The organism is Bradyrhizobium sp. IC4059 (assembly GCF_020193615.1).
In the GTDB taxonomy this organism is placed as follows: domain Bacteria; phylum Pseudomonadota; class Alphaproteobacteria; order Rhizobiales; family Xanthobacteraceae; genus Bradyrhizobium; species Bradyrhizobium yuanmingense.
This window is the reverse complement of sequence record NZ_JADYVH010000003.1, coordinates 37,465-54,284: the sequence shown is the minus strand read 5'-3', so window position 1 is coordinate 54,284 and position 16,820 is coordinate 37,465. Positions and strand designations below refer to the sequence as shown.

Genomic DNA, 16,820 nt, shown 5'->3' with positions numbered 1-16,820 from the left:
GCACCCGCCCGCCCAGGCTTACGGAATCTCCTCAATGCCAGGCGTTGCTGGTGACAAAACCACGACAGCACGACCTTTTATGGCACCGCCCTATACCACCAGTACGGACGGCCCCGCCGCGACCGTTACTGCCGTCCTGCATCTAGTCCGCGGCCACGTCTGGAGGCTGCTTAGCAAACCCCAAAGCCCGGGTCCGCCAGGGCCGCCCAGGATAGCCCGGAGCTGCGGCGCTACCACCACAACCAAGCTAGCATCAAGGTCGTTCAGAGTCGTTCGTGCTACTTAGAAACACCCAATCTGATCGGGCTTGATGATCTGCTGTGAATACTTTTTACCTCCCGAGTTCGGGACGAGCGTTTGCGTCAGAGGCGAGGCCTTGATGGCGCTAGCGTTCTCCGCAGCGTTTGCAGGAAGGAAGTCGCTCGTCTGTAGAAGAGCCCCCCATGTCTGAGTACTCGAGATAAAAAGGCCCCTGCTCACGAGTCTTTGGCGTTTATTTACCGAGCACCACTAACACAGCTCGTACGGCTTGATTACTTTTGATTGCGGAACAAATCCTTGACGATAGCGCGCGTTCGTCAGCAAATGTCTGGCGAAATCAATCGAGGCTGCCTGGTATGATGACGGCGATGGTCATCGGATCTGTCGTTAGCCGTTTTTGGGTGGAGTCTTGGCATCGGTTTGCGTCGCAATGACGCGCTTCTGTGCTATTGCAGGGACGGCCATTCTAGCCTCATCTGAAGGGCTGTCGCATTGCGCCGGCTCACTCATCAAAGCTGCAACTCCATTCGTTCGGTTGAGGACCATCAGCCCTGCTTGCAGTCAGCGCCTTTGCCTTACGATCGCCGTTCGCGCAAATGGCCAGCGGAATCGAACGGCTGCCGAGCCCGGCGGAACGGCTGGGCTCGGGTCAGCGCCTCAAAACCTGCGTCGCCGCGAATTGGCAGACGGGCGGTCGCCATACCAGCGCTGGTGCGGCTCACGAACTAGCGCCGAGAAATAGCGCTTCGATGACACATATCGACCAACTCGACCGAAAACCTCCGACATGAGCGGACTTGAGCGCTAAAAGGCGAACCCGACAATCGATCTTCTCGATCGTTTGGCTGCGACGCTCGGCGTTGCTGTCTCAGAGCTGCATGTGAGGCCATCTAAGGGTGAGGCACCTCCACCCGGTCGCAAGCAGAGGGCGGCTCGCCGCAAAAGGGCTTAGTGCCTCTGAAAGCACCGATCCGTTGATGCAGAGCTTGCGCGGAACCTGGACCAATATAGTATTGTCCCGCGGCCGACCCTTTACACGCGGCAATCCCGCTATGGATTCGAATAATGTGATGGATGTCGCGCCGGGGCAGACAGTGGCGCCTCGAAACGACGAAGTTCCTTAAAGGCCATCCGCGCTTTTGTGACCGTCGCCCGCGAAAGCAGCGTCGCTCGCGCCGCTACCATTGAGAGCAACACAGAGTTCACTCAGCCGTTATGCGTAGTACCGCGGGACTATCTGGGTGCTGACCTGATCGAGCGGCGTGAACGGCTCAGTGATTTGACCAACTTCGCGACGCTATTCCCAAAGCCGTCTCTGAACCGCTCGAGACAGTCGGATTCACTGCCACGAAATTGCGACGGCGAGCAACCGCGGAAAACAATCGATTGTCGTCCGCACATCATTTTCGACTTTCGCTTCTTCGCTTCTGATTCCGCATCTGCAAAAGTTCTCTGCTGAAGCGGGAGAGGCCATTCGGCGCTCTCTCTTTGCCGAGCACGAGGGGCACGATTGCACCACGTGCAATCTTCTTTTCATCCTCGAGGAGATCGGACATTGGCACCAGTACAACTGTGATCTTGCGTTTCAACTCAGCAACCCACTGCTGCGCCGTTCGGCTCCTAAGCCTTCGAGGCGTCCTTCGATCTGCTTCACGTGCTTCAGACCGTCGACACCGAGAACCAGAGCAGGACCGTCGCGCAATTGAAGACGGATCATTTCGCAGAAAGAACGCCATTGACTCGGCTTATTGTGACGCCGAGCGCCCCCTTCTTCGTTTCATCATGCGCCGAAGCCATCTGGATGCGTCCCGGCGGTACGCCACACAGAGTACCGCCGGAGCACTTCCAAACGTCGTGTGAATTCGAGAACACGGTGCAGCCGAGTGGCTAATATTCATGATGAGAATGCTCTATATCTCAAGCACCAAATTCTCCGCCGGTGATATCGATGGTTGCACCACTGATGAAGGCAGCCATTGGCGACGCCAGAAAGGCCGCGACGTGCGCCACCTCTTCCGGAGTACCGAAGCGGCCTACCGGAATCCGGGTAAGAGCGGATTGGTTGATTGCGGAATCAGGCGAACCTGTCAGATCGCTAAGAACCCTTCCAGGAGCGATACAATTCACCGTGATACCGTAAGGGCCGAGATCCCGTGCAGCAGCACGAGTTAGCCCGATCAAGCCTGACTTGGACGCGGCATAATGGGGCCCTGCGATGAAAGGCACGGCACGGCCAGCGATCGACCCGACGTTAATGATGCGTCCGTAGCCATTCGCGATCATTCCTGGTGCCATAAGGCGCATAAGAATGAACGGCCCCTTGAGGTTGACATCAAGAACGCGCGTCCATTCGTCAGACGACATCTGTGAAAGCCAGGGGGCACTATTGTCCACCCGCTTGGGGGAAATGCCCGCGTTGTTTATCAAAACCGTGATCTCGCCCCAACGCGCTCGGATCCGATCGATAAACCCCGCCATCTCGCCTTGCTGCGTTACGTCGATACTCTCAGCACAAAGCTGATTTCCCGAATGCGCAAGATCCACTAGGGTAGACTTTACATGGTTCGGCTGCGTCGCCACAAATGCGACATGGTAGCCATCAGCTAAGAAGCGGCGCACAATGCCGCGGCCAATCCCTCGTGAGCCTCCGGTCACCAGAGCAACGCGCGCCTTATTTCGGTGCCTAGGCTCGCCAGCTGTCAGCATGACGGTCCAGCAGGTGAAACGCGGCAGCGAGCGCATTTTGCGTAGAGAGCGACCGGACTTTCCATTGCATCTGCCTCATCTATTCGCATAACATCTCCCAACTGACTACACCCAAGCGGCCAGAGAGCCAATCCGGGCCGTGACCAAAAGCCGCTTTGCCTCATGATGGTCGCGCGTCATCGATCTTTTCCGACGCTGCAATCGTCGCTCTTTAACTGCCACTGGCTACCCGCGACGTTTCGGCATATAGCCAGCGCTCACGACGGGACTGGATTTATTTGAACGTCGCATGCGCCCGTCGCGGCTATGCAGTCGCACAGCCGCTCTATGTCACTGACAGCATGATCGGCCGTAATGCAAACCCGCACTCCCGCCTTTCCCCGGGGCACAATCGGGAAGAATGTGACCGACGTATAAAAGCCTGCATCGAACAGCTCTCTTGAAGTTTTAATGGCTTTCTCTTCCGATCCAGTCGGGATCATCCTGATCGGAAGCGAATTGCCCCGCTCCTCAGTTGCGATACGACTGTCGAACAGATCAATCCGTCGCGCTAAGCGCATCTGCCGCTGCGCGAGCTCTGATGAGCGATGAATTTTGCACGAGCCTAGCGCCGCGCCTACCGCAGCCAAATTGGGCGCTACTGAAAACGCGTAAGGGATTGAGTAACGCCGAAACATCGCCTCCTGCTCGGCTGTTCCTAGCATCAACATTCCGCCGGAAGCGCCAAATCCCTTAGCGAGCGACGCCGCTATGATCGTTCGATCACCAAGTTCTAGCGGGAATTGAGAGCGAGCGAATCCTTGGCCTTGCTGCCCGAACACCGATATGCCGTGCGCATCGTCGATGTAGAGAAATAAGCCGTATCGCTCCTGGAGCTGCCGCAACTCCTTTATTGGCGCATTTCCTCCCATTGAGTAGACACCATCGCATACATAAGCCACCACCTGATGCTTTTGACATAGGCTCTCGAGAGCGCTGATGTCATTATGCTGAATTGTTTCGACTCTCGTTTCATCGGCGACGACCGGCTTATGATACGCCAGTGAGATGTGCGCCGTCCGATCGAACACGATCACCGGCTTTTTTCCGCCTGTCAATTGTCCAGACGCAAGAAGTGGCATCGCGCCAAGGTTGGCGAGCATGACCGTCGAGAAACCAAGCACGCGCGCCTCAAACAACTCGGACAGCGTCACTTCAAGATCTGCAAGAAGATCAAAATTGAGACGTGTTCGTGCGCACGACCAGTGCACCGACTGATGTGCCTCGATCGCCGCTATCGCGCCAGCGACAATCAGCGGGTGGTTGTCAAGGCCTAGATAAGAGCATCGCACGAAATCCGTCATCACACGTCGATCATTAATGGGTCCAGTGCCCAATGCAAAGGCACGCCCAGTCGTCGAACGTCCTGGAACAGCCATGAGACCGGATGCATGAGCCGCATCGAAGTATCTCTGGCTCTCGTTGATTACGTAGGCGGTATTTCGAAAATGTTTTGTCGACCCAACCTCATCAAAAGCAAGGCTCACATGTTGCATTTCACTCTCCACATTCGCGAAGCATGCAGACGCCGCCAGTTGTTCGAACCCACGCCGACTGGTTTCACGCCATCAAGCATAATGGGCTAGTCCTTGAGCTCGAATGGCCTGTCGCGAGAAAGTGGATTAAGCACTAGCAGCGTCGCTTGGGCAGCTACCACATCAGATAGGCTAGAGCGTGCGTGACACGAGAACGCGCACTAATGCGGAAATCACGTGCGCATCTTTTCTTTTTTCCGACAAATTATCATCCTCATCGACTCTGGCTACCTTTTATCGTGAGCGCATATTTGGGACCGTGGCCAACCTCCGTTTCTCTGCGATCTTTGATGATAATGCTATTCTTTCGGTTCGTCACGCTCCTAACGTCACTGGATCTCAACGCGCTTGCCACGTGAGTCAGAAGTGCCGCGGCCGCGGATGCACTGGCCTTCACGCAAGCAGCATGAAGCTTTTCCGAACGAGTGGGCACCTGTAGAAGGCTTAGAGAGCACGCAGGTTTCGAATGGATGGACGTCAACGACGGTTGTTCACGACGACTATAAACTGCAATCCGTTGAGCTGGCGTGCCGCTCGGTACTACTACTTTACGGGGAAAGATCAGCCGTTCAAGTCCGCTTAGGCTCAGAACAGTACTCTCTCTTATGCCTAGCCGCTGGACATTTCACGACTGGTTCACCTGCCGCTTTGCGTAGGTAGACATTAGTGCCTCTTCGTCGGATAGCGTAACCAACTTGAAGCCCATTTGGATCGCGCGCTCCGCTCCCTCAGCAGCGGCGCAATGGATCCCTGGATTGAGCTTGCGCTTGCTGCGCTCCTTCACGACCTTCCCGTAGAAGCACAGGATCTCGGTCTGGTGTGGTCGACCTTGAGCGGGAGCCCGTAGGATAACCTAGATCAGTGGGGCCCGATATGTACGCTATCGATGCCTGTAACGTCGAGAAGTGGTTCTATATTCTCTACCACGGCTGTAGTCTCAACCATTGAGCACTACAGCTTCTTTTGGCCCTCGTCTAGCAGGTGCCTGGCGCGCCCGCATGCCGGCAAGAATTGGCCCGTTGGAGCGGGTCCCAGCTGTCAGATAATTCCGCAGGACACGAGAGTTCTCGCTCCCTCATTGCGTGAATTTGCGGAAAGCGGTTCGACTCCACGATCGTGAAGAGTTAACGCCAAGGACGTCGCATTTACTTGCGGTGCGAAGCGTATCCCGCAAAGGGCGGTCCGAGTTTTGGCGCTGGCCAGATCAGCTTCAATCGATGAGCGCGGTGGGAGCAACCGGCCGACATAACTTCGGGCTTTGCACAGGCGCCTGAGATCCTGCTTTTGTCAAACGCCACCTCGTATAAAGCTGGCATCGTCTCGGGGTCGGCCTTTCTGAAGGCGGCGACATTCGATTAATGGGCAAGGGTCCCCACCAGCGGCGGCGCCGTACCGGATCGTTCCACTACCTCCGCCTCGTGCGCAAGACCAGTGCAATGATCGGTGCGCCCCAATCGCCTCGATAGCACCAGAGTTGATCACGGGATGATTGTCTAGCCTAGGTAGGAACACGGCAGCAAATCAACTACCTGCGGACGAGGGACCAGCGTCCAAAGCAAACGTCCGTCCGATCGTGCAACGTCCCTGAACGGCATGAGACCTGCCTCGTGGGCTTCTCGGGCCGAGAACGCTTCTTACTGATCACGTAGGCGGTGTTTCGAAATTTTCCGGGCTTGTCCACCACGACTACGGAACGCGCCTGGCTGCTGCATCTAATTCTCCATTCCGTCTACCAAGCAGGCGCACCACCACTTAGGTGGGCCAGCACAACAGGCCGCTTGACGACATCCGACCGAATAGGAGGCCAGTACACCTGTTATGGAGAGCGCCGCCGAGCCTCGGTCCGAACGAATAAAGCATTGGCGAAGTCACTTAGCAGGTACCAGCTCAGATAGATGTGGCAAGATGCTAACTCGCGCGAGATCATCCGTTCCAACTGTGCTGGCGCGAGTTAGAAGCAATGCTGAGCTGACAAACGCACCGCTCCCGTTTCCCGTAACTTTCTCGAGTTCTGATCGCGGGGCTGCGCCTCGGGCGTTGATCTTACAGCGACACGTTACACTCGCGCCAGGGTCAAGTACCAGCGTTGGTAGTTGGACTCCTTACAGAAGCATGCAACTTTTTGCTTGGCGGCCGTCGGACAGGTTCAGGCGGTTCGGACGTCAGCTAGTCAAACTGACTCGAGGAATTAAGTTATGATACCTCAATCGCAATATGTTCTTGCCAGCGCTCGTAATCAATTCGCGACTGGTCGCCCGCAAGGTGCTCGACGTTCAGCTGTCCTCTAGGCGCTCAGTTTGAGGGTTTTCTCGCTAGACTAACGCCACTGCGGCAGGCATAGATCGATGTTTGGGCCGAACGAGAGCGTACGCTTGCGCAGACTTGGTTAAATGGCCGGACACCAACTTCAACCGCTGCGAAGCAGTTACGCCACGTGCTTGGAGGACTTCGGAAAGCCCTTCAACGCCCTACCGGGAGGACGAGCGGCGTCACGTACGTCCAATCAATGCGACAATGGTTCTTCTGGCGAGGCGATGAAGTGCTGATCCCCACTGCAGCACTAAGGATAACACAACAATGTGCGAAGCGTCCAAACCCTTTCTCGGCATCATATCCGGCGAACGGCGGCGCGGCCATGCGGCCGTCGCTGATCGCGCAAGCCGCATCGCCGGCGGCCTTAAGCGTCTCGGCGTAGGCCCGGGCGGCAGCGTCAGCATACTGATGCGTAACGATATCGCCTTTATAGAAGTAGCTCATGGCGCTATGCGGCTTGGCGCCTATGGCGTACCGGTGAACTGGCATTTTAAGACGGAGGAGATCAACTACATCTTGAAGGACTCCGGCACATCGGTGCTGATCGGCCACGCCGATCTTTTACATCAACTAACGATTGCAGTTCCGAAAGATGTCACAGTGCTAAGTGTGCCGACGCCGCCGGAAATTGTCACTGCCTACAAGATCGCTCCCAACCATCTCACAAAGCCAGATTTTGCACGCGATTTCGAAACCTGGATTGCCGAGCAGCCGCCCTATGAGGGACCGTCCGTACCGCAGCCGATGAACATGATCTATACCTCTGGCACCACGGGTCATCCAAAAGGCGTGCGGCGTGCCGCGCCAACTGCGGAGCAGAATGCTGCATTGGAGGATATTCGTACGATCATCTATGGACTTGGCTCACGGGCGCTGCTGCCGGGACCGCTTTATCATTCCGCGCCCAATTCCTTCGGCATTCGGTCGAGCCGGCTGGGCGGCGTGCTGGTGCTGATGCCGCGCTTTGAGCCTGAGGAATTCTTGCGCCTGATCGAGGCAGAGCAGATCGACACTGCCTTTGTGGTGCCAACCATGTTCATCCGACTGATGAAACTTCCCGAATCCGTGCGCAAGAAATACGACCTAGCGTCGCTGCGGCACGTTATCCACGGCGCCGCGCCTTGTCCACCCGAGGTCAAGCGAGCCATGATTGATTGGTGGGGGCCGATCATCTATGAGTTCTACGGATCGACCGAAGCGGGCGCCGTGACCTTTGCGACCTCGGACGACGCACTGAAGAAGCCGAGCACGGTCGGCAGAGTCTCGGCCTGGGCCGAGCTGCGCATTGTGGACGCCGACGGGCAGGTGTTGCCCACAGGAGAAATTGGCGAGATCTATTCCCGCGTCGCGGCGTATCCGGATTTTACCTATCACAACAAACCGGGCAAGCGCGTTGAGATCGAGTGCGATGGCTTCATCACCTCTGGTGATGTTGGCTATATTGACGCGGACGGCTACGTTTTCCTGTGCGACCGCAAGCAGGACATGGTGATCTCGGGGGGGGTCAACATCTACCCGGCTGAGGTCGAGGCGGTGCTACACGGGGTGCCCGGTGTCCATGATTGTGCGGTGTTCGGCATTCCAGATGCGGAGTTTGGGGAGGCGCTGATGGCGGTGGTCGAGCCGCACCCGGGCACCATCCTCAACGTGATCGACATTCGCGCCCGCCTGAAGGCTTCGCTGGCCGACTACAAGGTCCCAGCTCATATCAAGCTCCAGACTGATCTGCCGCGTGAAGACTCCGGAAAAATCTTCAAGCGCCGGCTGCGTGATACCTACTGGGAGCGGGCAGGCAGGAAAATTTGAGGATGGTTGAAGCTAAATGAAAGTCGTCGCTCCCGGGGAGCAATATTATATCGGATATAAATGAGGCCACTACATCGTCGTTCACCAGACAAACACAGGCGCTTATGCGCCCCTTCAGTAAAAAAGGGAAACGCTTTCAGGCCGGAGGTGTCGCGATTGCCCGGACGTTACGAGCTCTCCCCTCGAAGGCGAGAAGAAGGCCCGGCAATTTCTTTTTGTCCCCCCACTCGCAGAGGGAGCGAGCAACAACCCGTTAAAAGGAGGATTCATGAACAACACTCACAACTCTGACACCCCCCTACGTGCCAATTGGCAGGATGTTATCGACTGGTCACGGGGGCTAAGCGACAGCCTGGCCTACTGGGAAGATCAGGCGAACGGATCGGATACACAGAACCTACCGTCCGGACGCTTTGATGTTGTGTACGCACTAGTAGCCCAGCCCGAAGCGAAGTGTCCCAAACCACCGGCGTCAATACCCATAGGCAGTCGCAATACGCAAGGATGACGTCCGAGCGGTCGACGAACATTGAAACTACGGACATGCTCGGCCTGGACACCGCCTTCCAGCGCCACCACGGGTATAACCGGTCAGGTCCTGAAACTATCGCGTTGCCCTCAATTGTCTATTTCACGTCTACTCCCTCTGCCTGGAGTCGCAGGGGCTGGATTTCGTTGGCAGGCGTCGCTCTTGACCTTGGCATAGCAAGTGTCCCCGGCGTCTTTCCGGGGCGGCTATGGGCTGACGGTCGTTTGGCTTGGCGATGACCTCGATCCCGTGTTGAACGCCACACCAAGAATGCGTTTTGGCAGCTGGTTGTGGCCATCGAGACGCCGCCAGCTTTTCTGCGGTTGACCAGTTTGAAGACCATGGCGAGCGCGGTCTTGTTCGACGGACAACCCTTCGATCGGGTGGCGCGGTGGCACACCGTCGCAAACACGCTCTCGACGTATTGGTAACCGGGACGAGATGTCTCAGTGCCAACGTTCTGCTGCGTGTTCTACCTCGTGGTGTATGTTGCGACCATCGGGATAGAAGCACCAGGAGCACGAAGTCGGGTAGGCCGATGCACACGAGGTGCCGAGAGCTCGAGTTAGTAGCTGGCCGCCTCTGCGACTCACCCGGTTGTGCTGAGAACGCGAATCCATAGTTGCCGTGTCGCCCGCAGCTCCATGATGTGTCTGATAGGAGGTGCGAATGCGACGGGTGATTGGGATCGACGTCCAACCGAACTTTCGGAAAGCCGATGTTTGGGAAGGACGGTAGGCTTCCACATGTGGACCGCATTCATATGACGCGGACCGCGTTGGAGGGTTTGGCAAGACCGTACTGGCCAGTGATGTGGTGCTCGAGGCGACCGGCAACAGCATGGCGGTTCTCGAGTGCTGGCGCCATTCGCTGCGCGGGTGATTATCGCCAATCCGTTGCAGGTGACGGCGATTGCCCAAGCTTATGTCAACCCAGACAAGATCGACGTCGGAACGCTCGCCAGTCTGCAGGCAGCGGGATACCTGCCGCAGATCCGGACGACTGACGCGGAGACCCGCACAGGCGCAGGCTCGTGGCGCGGCCTGCCAAGTCGCGCCGTATCGCACGCGGCCCAAGAACGAGGTGAATTCAATCCTGCAGGCGCACCTGATCCCGAAAACCCCGCATGCCGATCTTTTCAATACCCACGGCCGCCGTGGTTTGCCGTTAACAGTTGCCGGACGATGAGCGGGCGGCCTTCGATCGGCACATCCGTGAGCTTGATTGCCTGGCGGAAGACCAGGCCCTGCTCGACGCCATCGAGGATCACGCGTCAACAGATTGATGACGATCACCGGCGTGAACCTGGCGGTCGCCACCTGGATCGTGGCGGCGATCGGCGAGATCAGCCGGTTCAACGGCGCGCAGAAGCTGGTGAGCTATTTCGCGTTGAACCCGCGGGTGCGGCGGTCGGGACTGGGAGCAGCCCATCACGGTCGCATCAGCAAGATCGGCCGTTCTCACGCGCGCGCCATGCTGGTCGAGGCAGCCTGGGCCGAGGCCGAGGCGCCCGGTCCACTGCATGCTTTTTTCGTGCGCATCTGCGTCCGACGCGGCCATCACATCGCCGCGGTGGCCGTGGCTCGCAAAGTCACGGTGCAGTGTGGGCTTTGCTGACGAATGGCCAGGACTACCTGTGGGCACGCCCAGCGCTGGTCGCCAACATGACCCGCGCGATGTAACTTCAAGCCGGACATCTGCAACAGAAAGGCGGGCGATCTTCGTTCCAGCCATCCAAATCTCCTGCAACCCGCTTGGCTTTCGGCTGCTGGCTCTTCGTAAGCTTGGCCAGCACGTTTGCAGTCTCGTGCACCCAGCAGCGCTGCTCGGGCGTTTTCGGGCAGACCTCGTCGGCGGCTTTCCAGAAGCCGAGTGCGCCATCGGCGATGACGAGCCGCGGAGGCGCGACTTGCACCCTTCCGGCGTCGCACCGATCAGCACGAGGATGCCGTAGTGCTTCGCCGAGAGATTGCGCTTCTGCCACGCGGCGTGTTCGTCGAGGCAGCCATCCCTCAGGCGACCGATGGCGTAGGCCGACAATCCGGCAGCATCCTTGCCGAGCAGCGCAGCCAGCGCCACCGAGAAGTCGCCAGTCGAGACACCCTTCAGATAAAGGATCGACAGAAGCGTCTCGATCGACTTAGAACGGCGCATGTGGGGTGCAAGGATCGACGGAGAGAACTGGATGCGGTAGGGATCGGTGGCGTCGCCTCGCGCTCACGCACACGTGGCCGGCGGACAGCGACCGGACCGAGAGCGTTCATCACCTCGCGTTCCGGCAGGTGACCGTGGCGGACGACGCGCTGGCGGCCGTCCGCGGTCTTCATCGGCATGCTTGTCGACCTCGGACTCGATGCCTGGGCGAGAAGGGCACGTGCCTCGCTGCGCAACGCTTCTGTCAGTTGGTCGGCGAACGTTTCCTGGCTTCAATCAGCTTAATGATGTTATCCTTGGACACAACATATCGCTCCTGTGGAGAAGTAAAGAGGTCAGACACCCCCACGATATGCCCCCTTTCCGATTTCCACCGTCACCAATTTTCGGCGATAGCTGGACGTCAGACAGCGACCTTGATGACATAGTGCAGAGCATGCTTCGTCGAAAGCGATCGCCACTCCTGTCCTTCACAAAATGATCAAGAAGCCTAATTTTGGGAGCCGGCAGCGCCGTCTGCGGTGGGGCACTCGAAGGGGAACGATTGAGCATCGTCATCTAGAAGACGCGCCAACTCACAATGCAGAAAACGCGATCAGACTGACAAAAACGCTCAGCGGTTCGCAATTCGACTCCTCTGCCTTCCGATCCAATTTGAGGATTTTATGGAACACTTCGATCTTCCACCCTAACGCGTACCATTCGATGTTATCGAGGGCGTCCTCGCGCGATTGGACCGGGAGATCATTGAGGAACTCCACTCGATCTTCTTTCGCCGCTTCGGCCTTCTCCGCTCTTAGACATGGATCACCGCCAGAGTGAGTGCGAGATATTTTCTTCTGCTTGCCTATCGGCTGCGGAACTCGAAGCAAAGCCCTTTATCCGGGTCGCCTTTGTAAGTCCTTGACCTTGATCCGATGTAGACCTTTGACTGTAACCTCGTCCATTTCGTAGGAATTGTATGGTTACCGTCGCCGGCAAGCGTATGAACACATGTTCGCACCAGGAAACGCGTTCCGACCTCCTCAGCGAGGCAAAGCAGCTCATAGATGTCGCTCTCGCGATCAGCAACATGAAACGCATCGTCCAGGGGCAGCGAGAAGTTCGGTCGATTGCCGGAAATTCTCCGGCCAGCGGACGCTCTCCTTCTGCTCAATCGGAACCCGTGTCGGATTGATCGTTCGCTCCCGCGCCGTCGTTCCCATGAACTTTCTGCGAGACCAGAACTTGATTGCCGCCAGTCCGAGCGGAAACCCCTTAGTCGTCACGGCGAGGCTCGCATGCATCAGGATGCCGCACGTGCGCCCTGCTGTTTTACCCGTAAAGCCAATCAGATCCGGCTTCTCGCGGTTGAAGCTGAATTCCGTCGTGTCATATAGGACGAGAATCGGTCTTCTGTCGCCGTTACGCGCCCGCGCGTCGCCGAAGAATATCCGCCTCATTGACCCATTCGTTGGAGAAGAGGCGAAAGGCGGCTTTCGTGTTGGCCCAGTCCTGAGAAACCAGCGGGATGCTTTGGCCCATGTCGCTCCCGAACGTGCGCGCAATTTGCAGAACCGGCGACCAAGCCTTCATCTTTAAACTTACATCCCGCAGCTTCCCGATCAACGCACCTCCCAATACCGGTCAATCGGTGAGCACTCGTCTCCGCGCGATCTTTCACCAAGCCCATCGAGCAACCCACCCCTCCGGATCAGGTGCTCGACAACGAATCACCACATCTACGCCCCCGGCGCGTCGTTCGAATTCCGACGTCAAATGTGGGTAATTGAAAGAAAAGCTGAGGCCGTTGAGGCTTTAAAGTGCCAGGATATGAGAGCATAGACCTGAGAGATAGGCCAGTTCTGCGCGATCCATTCGGTGTGAGCCAGGCTTGCGGCCGACATGATTCATCTTCGTGGTCCGCAGCTTGCAGAAGCGAAGGCGCCGGCCGCCCAGGTCCGGCCGCCGCCATGGCTGCCCGCAAAGAGCCCGTTTTTTCTTGTGATGGTTTGCGGCGGAATGCCCGCTCGACGGTGTTGGAGTCGCCCTCGATACGGCGGTCGCTCAGGAAGCGCTCGAGGGCGACGTGGCATAGAGGGCCTCGGCCATGGGCGCGGCAGCTCCATGTCCCACAAGATCGAAGAGCGCAGCGACGATCGAGGCCGACTTTTCTCGGCGCGCTTTCATCCGCCTTTCGGGATCCAGGCCGCCGATCTTGGCCATGATCTCCCACAGCCCGCCCATGGTGGCAACGTCCTCGGTCACCCGACGAGAGCTCTCGTTGACGTGAAGCTCGTAGAACCGTCTTCTGACGTGGGCAAAGCACGCTGCCAGCGCCACTTCCTCATTGGCACCCGCTGAGCTGGCGACCCGATTGCAGGCCGGTGAACGTCATCCACGGACCACGTGGTGAGGACTGATCTGATCGGTTAGGAAGATTCCGTGAGCCATCATGTCAAAGGATAGTCGTAGAGATGACGATAAGGATAGGTATATGCCTAACCTCGAAGACGGCGCCGACACGCTGCAGCGCGTCAGATCATCACCGGGACCGGCCGGCATCGGCGCTGGTCGACTCGCGCAAAAGGAGGCGATTGTCGCGGAGAGTTTTGCGCCGGCTGCAAGCGTGTCCGCCGTGGCGCGGCGACATCCCCAGGCCTGTTGTTTCTGTGGCGTCGTCAAACGATGCGGCGAAGGTCGTGGAAGCGGTTAGCCGGAGACGTGCCACCTGGCTTTGTGCCGGGCGCGATTCTGCAGGGGCAAATTGCCCTCGTGAGAGGAGCAGGTGGCAAACGAGATCGGGGGCGGCGCGGTTCGCACCCAGTTATCTGCGAAACTCTGCAGCGTCCAGCACGTCTTGATGGCTGTCGAGAAAGCCCGCGAACACGTCGACGATAAACTGGGCGTCGGCGCGGGTCATTGGTGTCGAGATCGAAGCGGCCGCGCTACGTGGAAGAATGACGCCGTTCTCCGCAAAGAAGCGCGTGAGCTGCTTCATGAGGGTTGCCCCGGCAGGCGATGGACGGGACTCACGATAGTCATTCGGAGTTGCTGTCATCGGATGGATGCGAAAAAGCGAGGCAGCTCCGGTCACGCACAGGGGCGCGCGTCGGCTTGAGATCGCGCCACTAATCCCCGCCCGAACAATGTGTCCAAGTGTCTCCAGATGCGCAAAAGCCGCATGATCCAAATGCCGCATCGCAACATGCCCCGCTGTCATGGACAGTGGATTGGCGGAAAAGGTACCGCCTTGCGGAAGCAGTGGCCGACCCGCAGAGGCATCGAAGACTTTCATCACGTCTGCGCGACCTCCGATCGCTCCAATGGGCAAACCTCCGCCAATGATCTTGCCCATCGTGACAAGATCCGGAACAAGGCCATAGCGGGCAGAAGCCCCCCGGAAGCTCTGCCTGAGATTCAGCACTTCATCGGAAATCACCAAAATGCCGTTCCTACGTGCGGTTTGCTGAATGGCATCAATGAACTCCGGCTTCGGTTCAATTAGCCCTCCCCGGCTTGGCATCGGATCCAAAAGAACAGCAGCAAGCTTCTGCGCATGCATTGATAATATCCTCTGCGTCCCTTCAACATCATTGAAGCGCAGCACAGCAACCTCATCGAGCACGCTTACCGGCATTCCGCAATAGAACGCGGTAGAGTTAGGTGCTGCGTCAGCACCCCAATTCTCCGGCGTCGCCTCTAGACTTACCTCCGCCCAATCATAAGCGCCATGATATGCACCCTCGAGTTTGGCAATCTTTGAGCGTCCAGTGAAGGCCCGCGCAGCTTTGATCGCAAACAGCACGGCTTCAGTGCCCGAATTGACGAACCGAACACGATCAACCTGCGGAATTCGGCCACAGAGTAGTGCGGCGAGTTCGATCTCGATCTCCGTCGGATTTGCGAAGCAACTACCGCGCTGAAGTTGATATCTTAGCGCTTCCACAACGGGCGCAAAGGCGTGACCATGAATCAACGTCGTAAAGTTGGCACCGAGGTCGAGAAACTTGCGACCGTCGACATCAAAAAGATAGCTGCCTAATCCGCGCTCAACATACAGTGGGCCCGACTCGCGTTCAATAGTCACTCGCGAAGTACCATCAGGGAACACCAGCCGTGCGCGGGCAAAGCTACTCTCAGATTTCGGCCCGACACGCGGAGTTCCGTCGATGTTCGAACCGGCAAACCCTTGGGTCAAGGTACCCTCATCAATCTATTTGCCCTTCCTGAATCGCGCCAAGTCTACTTCTTGTAGGGACGTCGCGCTCCTATCAGTTTGAGCTCGGCCTCCAGATCGAACGCGCTGCAGTGAAATCGATCAACCCCTAGGTGAAAATGAAATTAAGTGCCGCCGAGCCACTTGTTTCGCCTCGCGCAGTCAGCTCGCAAGATGTGATTCTGAATGTCTCCCTGTCTAGTCCGCGTGCTAACCAGGTAGTTGGCAGCCCGCTCGTGCTGGTGGATCGCAGCTCCGAAACTCGACGCTGCTGTCGAGTAGCTAGTGGTCCATGTGCAAAGCACGGCGATCACGCAGGCCTGTGCAGACATCTTATCGTACCGCCATTCTCGTCATGACTCGACAGTGCGATCGCTTCTGTCGTGGGAAGCAAGAAGAAGGTTCCTCAATTCTTCGCCTGTCGTCCACAGAAGCCAATCCTCGGCCACGATATCTTCTTCCACTAGGTGCAACATCGCTCCACCTGGCTCATGATGCATCGCACCGTACACGCTCTTATCTAGCGACCACCTTCCTGCAAGCCCGCATACGTAGTCAGGAGCCCACAGGGCAAGAGTCACACCGCGCAGTATTCCTGTCATGATTTTTAGCATGCCCTGGCCTCTAAACTCCGGGCGCACCCACACATCCCCGTGGTAGGCCATTTTACCCGTAATCTTTCGCGCGCTTGGCGCCGTGCAGATACAACGGTCCTGAGGATGCGCATGTGTGGCCGGATCAGCGTAGAACATTTTCAAAGATTCAAGAAGCTCGGCAAAGTTGGTGTGCGAAAGATCATATAGTCGAGCGGCCTCGGCCAGTGCGACCTCGTTATGCTTGTCGAGGCCTATGAGCCAATATCCCTTGCCTTTTTCAATTGGCGAACGATCTGGTCGGAAAATTGGATACGTCGGTGTCTTGGTTGGAAGAGAACGTGTGATCGAGACATAGTCGTGAAAATCAAATCCTATTGAAAGTCTGATACCTTTGTTCGCCGCGGCGTCATCATATACTCTAATGAACCGTGAAAGTTGGAGCGGATTGACTACGCTGTCCATTTTTACACCTGTTCTGCCGTGATGATACGGCATCATCATCGCCCGTATGGCGAACTCGATCGTACGTCATTGGTAGCGACTTGCGACACTACCTAGTCTGGTAAGACAGATACCGGACCCGAAACAAATCAGCATTCGCGTTGTCGTAGTAACATCGATGGGACTGGCGGCGGTTGAAGGAGATGACATCGGCGGTCCTGCGGTCTTAGGAACATTGTCGG

The 16,820-nt window shown here is 57.4% G+C and carries 9 protein-coding genes and 2 pseudogenes; 2 read left to right on the top strand and 9 right to left on the bottom strand.

Annotation, left to right across the window (positions count from 1 at the left end; translation table 11 throughout):
• Positions 1-2,178: 2,178 nt before the first annotated feature.
• On the bottom strand, positions 2,179-2,967 hold the full coding sequence (locus tag I6F12_RS10745) for an SDR family NAD(P)-dependent oxidoreductase (protein ID WP_225156173.1): 789 nt from the start codon (positions 2,965-2,967) through the stop codon (positions 2,179-2,181).
• Between the two features lie 257 nt (positions 2,968-3,224).
• Entirely contained in the window at positions 3,225-4,502 is a 1,278-nt protein-coding gene (locus tag I6F12_RS10740) for an aminotransferase class I/II-fold pyridoxal phosphate-dependent enzyme (protein ID WP_225156171.1), read from the bottom strand.
• A gap of 2,616 nt (positions 4,503-7,118) precedes the next feature.
• Here I6F12_RS10740 and I6F12_RS10730 point away from each other — a divergent pair.
• Positions 7,119-8,660, top strand: a complete 1,542-nt coding sequence (locus I6F12_RS10730; protein WP_225156170.1) for an acyl-CoA synthetase — start codon at positions 7,119-7,121, stop codon at positions 8,658-8,660.
• Positions 8,661-9,390: 730 nt separating this feature from the next.
• Here the strand turns inward: I6F12_RS10730 and I6F12_RS10725 are convergent.
• Positions 9,391-9,610 (bottom strand): annotated as a pseudogene (locus I6F12_RS10725) (IS256 family transposase); the annotation flags it as partial.
• Positions 9,611-10,473: 863 nt separating this feature from the next.
• Between I6F12_RS10725 and I6F12_RS10720 the strand changes: the two are divergent.
• Positions 10,474-10,806 carry a transposase gene (locus I6F12_RS10720; RefSeq protein ID WP_225156555.1) on the top strand — a complete coding sequence of 111 codons (333 nt, stop codon included), beginning with the start codon at positions 10,474-10,476 and terminating at the stop codon, positions 10,804-10,806.
• Between the two features lie 96 nt (positions 10,807-10,902).
• On the opposite strand, the pseudogene I6F12_RS10715 reads toward I6F12_RS10720, so the two are convergent.
• The 6 genes and pseudogenes from I6F12_RS10715 to I6F12_RS10690 form a co-directional block, all read right to left on the bottom strand.
• A pseudogene (locus I6F12_RS10715) lies at positions 10,903-11,647 on the bottom strand (transposase); the annotation flags it as partial.
• 760 nt (positions 11,648-12,407) lie between these two features.
• A complete protein-coding gene (locus I6F12_RS10710) occupies positions 12,408-12,785 on the bottom strand; it encodes a hypothetical protein (RefSeq protein ID WP_225156169.1) in 378 nt (125 codons plus the stop codon).
• The gene (locus tag I6F12_RS10705; RefSeq protein ID WP_225156167.1) at positions 12,748-12,951 is read right to left on the bottom strand and encodes a transposase; all 204 of its coding nucleotides are present in this window, start codon (positions 12,949-12,951) and stop codon (positions 12,748-12,750) included. The genes I6F12_RS10710 and I6F12_RS10705 overlap by 38 nt, the downstream gene beginning before the upstream one ends.
• A 438-nt stretch (positions 12,952-13,389) precedes the next feature.
• On the bottom strand, positions 13,390-13,665 hold the full coding sequence (locus I6F12_RS10700) for a transposase (protein ID WP_225156166.1): 276 nt from the start codon (positions 13,663-13,665) through the stop codon (positions 13,390-13,392).
• 484 nt (positions 13,666-14,149) lie between these two features.
• Positions 14,150-15,523 carry an aspartate aminotransferase family protein gene (locus I6F12_RS10695; RefSeq protein WP_225156165.1) on the bottom strand — a complete coding sequence of 458 codons (1,374 nt, stop codon included), beginning with the start codon at positions 15,521-15,523 and terminating at the stop codon, positions 14,150-14,152.
• 371 nt (positions 15,524-15,894) lie between these two features.
• Positions 15,895-16,638, bottom strand: coding sequence for a hypothetical protein (locus tag I6F12_RS10690; protein ID WP_225156164.1), 744 nt, complete (start codon positions 16,636-16,638; stop codon positions 15,895-15,897).
• Positions 16,639-16,820 lie beyond the last annotated feature (182 nt).

Excerpts from the sequence above, each read along its gene's own strand:
- I6F12_RS10690 (WP_225156164.1), bottom strand. The coding sequence starts at position 16,638 with ATGATGATGCCGTATCATCACGGCAGAACAGGTGTAAAAATGGACAGC.
- I6F12_RS10720 (WP_225156555.1), top strand. The coding sequence starts at position 10,474 with ATGACGATCACCGGCGTGAACCTGGCGGTCGCCACCTGGATCGTGGCG.
- I6F12_RS10730 (WP_225156170.1), top strand. The coding sequence starts at position 7,119 with ATGTGCGAAGCGTCCAAACCCTTTCTCGGCATCATATCCGGCGAACGG.
- I6F12_RS10745 (WP_225156173.1), bottom strand. The coding sequence starts at position 2,967 with ATGCTGACAGCTGGCGAGCCTAGGCACCGAAATAAGGCGCGCGTTGCT.
- I6F12_RS10710 (WP_225156169.1), bottom strand. The coding sequence starts at position 12,785 with ATGAGGCGGATATTCTTCGGCGACGCGCGGGCGCGTAACGGCGACAGA.
- I6F12_RS10740 (WP_225156171.1), bottom strand. The coding sequence starts at position 4,502 with ATGCAACATGTGAGCCTTGCTTTTGATGAGGTTGGGTCGACAAAACAT.